7 protein-coding genes are annotated in these 6,300 nt (G+C 44.4%); 5 read left to right on the forward strand and 2 right to left on the reverse strand.

Annotated elements, in window-relative coordinates:
- Positions 1 to 162: 162 nt before the first annotated feature.
- Entirely contained in the window at positions 163 to 612 is a 450-nt protein-coding gene (locus AAEY80_RS01740) for a GatB/YqeY domain-containing protein (RefSeq protein ID WP_201577763.1), read from the forward strand.
- 89 nt (positions 613 to 701) lie between these two features.
- On the opposite strand, the gene AAEY80_RS01745 is transcribed toward AAEY80_RS01740, so the two are convergent.
- Positions 702 to 2,390, reverse strand: coding sequence for a M48 family metalloprotease (locus AAEY80_RS01745; protein WP_350587803.1), 1,689 nt, complete (start codon positions 2,388 to 2,390; stop codon positions 702 to 704).
- A gap of 416 nt (positions 2,391 to 2,806) precedes the next feature.
- Between AAEY80_RS01745 and AAEY80_RS01750 the strand changes: the two genes are divergently transcribed.
- From AAEY80_RS01750 to thiS, 4 genes are all read left to right on the forward strand, one after another.
- Complete coding sequence (locus AAEY80_RS01750; protein ID WP_025651927.1) at positions 2,807 to 3,298, forward strand: sulfurtransferase TusA family protein; 492 nt, start codon at positions 2,807 to 2,809, stop codon at positions 3,296 to 3,298.
- 241 nt (positions 3,299 to 3,539) lie between these two features.
- Complete coding sequence (gene rpoH, locus AAEY80_RS01755) at positions 3,540 to 4,403, forward strand: RNA polymerase sigma factor RpoH (RefSeq protein WP_198015432.1); 864 nt, start codon at positions 3,540 to 3,542, stop codon at positions 4,401 to 4,403.
- A gap of 62 nt (positions 4,404 to 4,465) precedes the next feature.
- Positions 4,466 to 4,840, forward strand: coding sequence for a DUF423 domain-containing protein (locus tag AAEY80_RS01760; RefSeq protein WP_025651925.1), 375 nt, complete (start codon positions 4,466 to 4,468; stop codon positions 4,838 to 4,840).
- Between the two features lie 100 nt (positions 4,841 to 4,940).
- Positions 4,941 to 5,141, forward strand: coding sequence for a sulfur carrier protein ThiS (thiS, locus tag AAEY80_RS01765; RefSeq protein WP_025651924.1), 201 nt, complete (start codon positions 4,941 to 4,943; stop codon positions 5,139 to 5,141).
- Positions 5,142 to 5,564: 423 nt separating this feature from the next.
- Here the strand turns inward: thiS and hpf are convergent, their stop codons facing one another.
- On the reverse strand, positions 5,565 to 5,945 hold the full coding sequence (gene hpf / locus AAEY80_RS01770; protein ID WP_025651923.1) for a ribosome hibernation-promoting factor, HPF/YfiA family: 381 nt from the start codon (positions 5,943 to 5,945) through the stop codon (positions 5,565 to 5,567).
- Positions 5,946 to 6,300: the final 355 nt, after the last annotated feature.

Raw genomic sequence — 6,300 nt, forward strand, 5'->3', positions numbered from 1 at the left:
AAGCGCTACACTAACGCCACTGTTATCCATCGATATCAGTGGCGTTTTTTATGCTACAATTTTTGTTATTGCGGTCGATACTGCCAGTAATAGCGTCTTTCATTAAAAGGAGCGCTTTCGCAGACGGCGCATCAACAAACTTACCTTATAAGGATAATAACAGTGAGCGACCTTAAACAAACCCTGTCAGACAATATCAAAACCTCTATGAAAGCCCGTGAGCTTGAACGCGTAAAGGTATTGCGTAACGTGCATTCCGTTATCAAGCAAATTGAAATTGATCGTCAAATAGAGCTTGATGATGCAGGCGTGTTAGAAATTTTGCAAAAGCAGCTAAAACAACGTCAAGAGTCACTTGGCATTTTTACCGAAAATGGCCGTGACGACTTGGCAACCAAAGAGCAGTTCGAAATTGATATCATCAATGAGTTCATGCCCAAGCAGATGAATAATGATGAGCTTACTGCTCTGGTAAATGCCGAAATTGCCACGCAAGGTGCTACCTCTATGCGTGACATGGGCAGTGTGATGGGCGTATTAAAAAATAAAACCGCAGGTCGTGCGGATCCAGCGCTCATCTCTAAGCTGGTAAAAGACGCGTTGCAAGGTTGATAGCTTTGTAATAAACACCATTGTTTAATATCAATGCCTAGGGCGTGTGCTAATTTTAAAAATGGTGATTCAAAGATACACATAACCGCCTAAGGCTTAAAGTCTTTGGCGGTTTTTACGTCTTTAATTTCTGCATTTATGCTCGCTAATAGCGGACGTGCACTACTTGCTTGCCCCGTCGTTTGCATACGTTCAGCCAACTGTTTGGCCTGTGTTAAGGAAGTAAGTGCACGCTCGTAACGTCCATTCCAGAGCTGGTCATGGCTGCGATAACGTAGCGCATTAATGGTAGCAATATTTTTAAGTTGCGCAGAATCAGTGGTTTTAGCGATTTTTTCATTGGCCAGTTGTAGGCTTTGCCAAGCATAGCGATCGGCTGGCTGCTGCTGGGTCAGAGGTTTTAACAAAGCTTGTGCCTTGGTCGGCTCATTACTATTGGTCAACGCCTCAGCCAAATACAACCGCAAATCACGGCGCTCAGGATACAGACGCTGCTGACGCTCTAATACCTCGGCGGCTTGCTGCCACTTGCCTTGCTCGCTCAGAATTTGGCTGTGGGTAATCGACAACAAGGGCTCTAACACCTGCCGCCGCGCCACTGGTAACGCAACAAGTTCCGCCAATATCTCATTGGCGTCAGTAAAGCGTTGTTGCTCGCTATACCAAGTCATCAGTGACAGTTTGGCCCCTAAGCTGTTTTTGGCGGCTGCCGTCAAGGTGGTCTCAGACGCATGCTTACCGGTACTTTGTACACGCCAATAAAGCAAATCGAACAGCGCTTGATGACGCTGTTGCTGGCTTAATGACATGGTTGGATACTGCTGCGCACGACTTTGCGATTCACTCAAGCGCTCATTGCTCAAGGGATGTGAACGTACAAAACTGGGTAAAAACCGATTGGCTGTCTGATTCAGCTGGCTTTGTTGATTCATCGTCGCAAAAAAGCTGGGCATCGCCCGTGGGTCATATCCAGCTTGGGTCATGATTTGCATCCCTACCCGATCAGCCTCACGCTCATTGTTGCGACTAAACGCCATGCTGCTATTCATCGTCGCCGTTTGGCTGCCCATCATCACTGCCGCTGCCGCATCACCATCGACCGCTGATGCGGCAATCGCGGCCAGCATGCCACCTATTTGCATCAGCATGGCTTTTTTACGTTCATCAACGCCGCTTTCGTAATGGCGTTGGCTAATATGCGCGACTTCATGAGCGACGACGCTGGCCAGCTCATCCATACTACTCGCAGCCAGTATCGTCCCTGTATTGATGCCGATGACGCCGCCTGGCGCGGCAAACGCATTGATACTGGGATTGTCGATAATGACCACGCCCAAGGGTGCTTGCTGACGCGCTTGCGCATTGAGCCGCCACGTCATCTCCTTGACCGTTTCTTGCACCCAAGGATCGTGCTCCATTTTGACACGACCATTGATATTTTGTAGCGACCATTCGCCAAGTAGCTTATTTTGATATTGCTCCGCAAAGCTCAGCCCTTGCCCGCGTAAGTTAGGTAAATCGAGCGCGTCTGAAGCTGGGCCTTGCCACGAGTCATAGGCAAATGGCGCAGCGGTACTTTCGCTACTATTGGCGCCAGTTGCCATTGTCAATAAGGCAGCTGATACGACAATTTTTATGGCATGGGGCATGAGCAAACGAGCCGTTTTTTGCTTGGGTGTAGACGATATCATGTCTTGTGCATCCTTAACGATGAAACACGCATTCGAGACATTGACGTCTGGTTTACCACATAGCGACTGTCTATTAGAGTGATACAAATGCGCATCCTATCCGATTGATAACAACGTAATTTTGACTATACGAGCTTGTTTATATAAGGTCAATTCTAGTCTGCATTTAACTACCAATAACTTGGCTGCGCGTCACTATTGTGCAACATAACCATGTAATTATTAGAGCTGAATTTCAGCCTGTTTATTGCTAGCAATCTGCACAGATCACCATGAAAAGACACCTTGCTTAGTTATTCTAGTGAGCCAAACATTACGATGACTATATTCAACTGCAACTACATAGCGGCAATTTGCTATAATGATGCACGGTAGAGAGACTTTGCCATTATTGTTTTTTAATTAATGGCTCAAATCTATTGATAAGTTAATATTAATAATAATAGGCTATTGAATTCTCTATAGTTGTAAACGCCAGTTTTAATGTTTTAAGGGTAGGTTTTATGTCCGCTGACAGTCAGTTAATCACCGTAACAGGCTCTTATTCTGTCTGTTTGCCAGCCAGTTTGTCTGATACGCAGCAGCATGTTATTCGCCAATTATTAGATTTATTGTCTGCCTCTTATGAGGGTGATACTGAGTTGAGTGCTACGATCGACTCAAAGCAGCTACCCCTTATTATAAAGAACTTGGTAGACGGACGTGGACTTGCCTGCCCGATGCCATTGTTAAAAACCAAAGTGGCATTACGTGAGGTGGCAGCGGGCGAGTCGTTATATGTGGTGGCCACTGACCCTAACTCGCAAGCGGATATCACCGCTTTTTGTCAACAAAGCCAACAGGCTGGAACGACTCCCAGCTTAAAATTGATGGTTAACGAAGTCACCAATAAAGACATTAAGCCAGTTATCAACGAAGCGCTGGCTGATGGCATATCATCCCAGCATTGCGATACAATATATCACTTCATCATTACCAAAACTGATAGCAACTAAGCGTCGCTATCCTTTACAATTACAACAATAAAGATTTTTATCTGACTGTTTGTTTATCTATTTAACCAAGGTCAAGAATATGGCTACTACTGCTAATGATGCTGCGAAAACACGTAAAAAAGATGGCGCAGCGCCTGAAAAAAACGAAGCGCGCGATGCAGCTCTAAAAGCTGCTGCTGCGCGTCCACCTTATGATGCGAGTGCATTTGAAGATACGAGTACGCGTGACTTAGTGCCAGCGATGCCGACGCATCTATCAGCGCCTGGGGTCAATCTGGGCGCGTATATCAATACAGTGCACCAAATCCCTATTTTAACCCCAACGCAAGAGCAAGAGCTTGCCCATCGCTATTATGATGAAGGCGACGTGGAAGCCGCACGCTTACTCGTTATGTCGCATTTGCGCTTTGTGATTCACATCGCACGCAGTTACTCAGGCTACGGTTTACCACAAGCGGATCTCATCCAAGAAGGTAACTTGGGGTTAATGAAAGCCGTCAAGCGTTTTGATCCGAATAAAGGCGTGCGTTTGGTCTCTTTTGCAGTGCATTGGATTAAAGCGGAAATTCACGAATTTGTGATTCGTAACTGGCGCATTGTCAAAGTCGCGACCACCAAGGCGCATCGTAAGTTGTTCTTTAACTTACGCAGTCTCAAAAAGACCAATAATCAGCTAACATTAGAAGAAGCAGATGCCATTGCCAATGACTTAAATGTCACTCGTAAGCAAGTGCTTGAGATGGAATCGCGTCTCACCTCTTATGATGCTTCGTTTGAAGCGCAATCTAGCGATGATGATGACGGTCGTTATGCGCCGCAGCTGTTTTTAGAAGATGGTATCGATCCTGCTGAGATGGTAGAAGAATCGGATTGGGAAGAGAACAACTCATCAGCACTGATTGCGGCGATGGATACCCTCGATGATCGTTCACGCGATATCGTTGAGCAGCGCTGGCTGTCTGAGCAAAAATCCACCTTGCACGAATTGGCAGCGGTTTACTCTATCTCGGCTGAGCGCGTACGCCAAATCGAAAAAAATGCCATGGATAAAATTCGTGATGCCATGACCATCGATAGTGTTATTTTACCCGATGACATTCAATAAGGCGGGCGCAAACATTCTATTCTGCACTATTGATAGGCTTGGCTAATGATAAGAGTTTGGGCATGGTAAATTGGATAGCTATTGCAGCGATTAATATGGCCGTCGCCGTTGCTTTAGGCGCGTTTGGGGCTCATGGTCTCAAAAGCATGGTTAATACTCAGCAGCTTGAATGGTGGCACACGGCAACGCTCTATTGGTTTGTCCATGCCCTTGGTTTGTTGCTCGTTGGCATCCTTATTCGCCTGAACTATACGACTCAGACGAGCGCATGGTTGCTACAGGTTGGCGTGATTATATTTGCTGGTAGCTTGTATGCAATGACCTTGGGCGCGCCGCGTTGGTTTGGCGCAATCACGCCTATTGGAGGTGTCTTAATGATTGCAGGTTGGCTATGGCTGGCTGTTTCGGCGTTTCGCTTGAGCAAGGTAGTTGTTTGACGTACACAGTTATTAACAGCCGCGAAAAAGATAGATAACAATGATGTCACTGAACGATATGGCGAAAAAAGGAATTTTAACCAATTAAGGAGTACATTTTATGAGTACCATTAGTGTTAATGGTAAACACCTACAGACCACCCATCAAACCGTGCAATTGGTCATCAATGAGCTAGGACTTAGCGAAGGTCGCTATGCGGTCGAGGTCGATGGAGATCTGATCCCAAAGAGCGAACTTGGTCAGCTACGTATCGTAGAAGGGATGAATATTGAGGTAGTACAAGCAGTTGGTGGCGGCTAGCGGTTGATTCGTTAGTCGTTTTAATATAGTCACTTGAAGATAGTCACTTGAAGATAGTCACTTGAAGATAGCCACTTGAAGATAGTCACCTCGAAAAAACTAGTAGTTAAGACAAACTGAACCTTATTAATTGCACCATCTTTTGCGTTAAAGAATGACGATATGATAGCCAATAAAAAGACCTCAACGTTACATACGTTTGAGGTCTTTTTTATTGCTTATTACGTCATTACTCAATCGATGGGCTATTTATATTATTTATTCATATAGTCGATTCAATTTAAAAGTAGTACAAGGCAACCGAGTGTAGATGTATATGTGATACTTCAAGCGAGGTTAACGCTGTAATACTTTTATAGTGGAATGACTATACTATTTATGGGTTTATTAGCCACTATATATTGAGCGTCAATCATAATAAAACTAAACGGCTGGCGCTACATCAGCGGTAGTAAGGTCTTCATAGCGTCCATCACGCCCTGCACCCTGAGTTTTTTTACGCTCTTGACGGGTTTTGTATTTACGCACTTGTCTATCAAGCTTGTCTGCCATCTCATTAATGGCTTTATACATATCATCCTCAAGTGCTTGGACAAACATTTCTTGACCTGAGACTCGCATAATCGCTTCGGCTTTATGGCTTTTTTTACCACCATCACTTGCGCCGCTATTGTCTAGCGATAAGATCACTTTAATACTTTGTATCTGATCGAAGTGACGCTCTACTTTTTCAAGTTTTTCGCGAACTGCTTTGTCCATCGCATCGGTAACACTGATATGGTGACCACTGATAGAAACATTCATATTATTGTCCTTTTATTTATGACTTACAATCAACAGATGAGATAGCATTCCTGCCTTTATCATCTTGCCTTACCAACGACCGCTACAAAATTTTCGGTAAAAACTGACGTATTATTGTATTGCCAATTTAGTATCGCCAATTTTTTACCAAAATAAAAATCTGCTTCGTTTTGATCCTTGGTATGACTCTAATTTGTCATGAAAGCAGGTTAGTAGCAAGACAGTAAATTGTAATTAAATGTAATAAAAACTGTTGTTTCTTTCAGGTTTCTATATAACTTGGATTCAACATTGAAGTGCAACGCACCCGAAGCTAGATTTTACCTCAAGAGGCGTTCTAAACCCTAGCACCTTT

Source organism: Psychrobacter sp. 78a-MNA-CIBAN-0178 (genome assembly GCF_040309625.1).
GTDB classification, from domain to species: Bacteria; Pseudomonadota; Gammaproteobacteria; order Pseudomonadales; family Moraxellaceae; genus Psychrobacter; species Psychrobacter okhotskensis.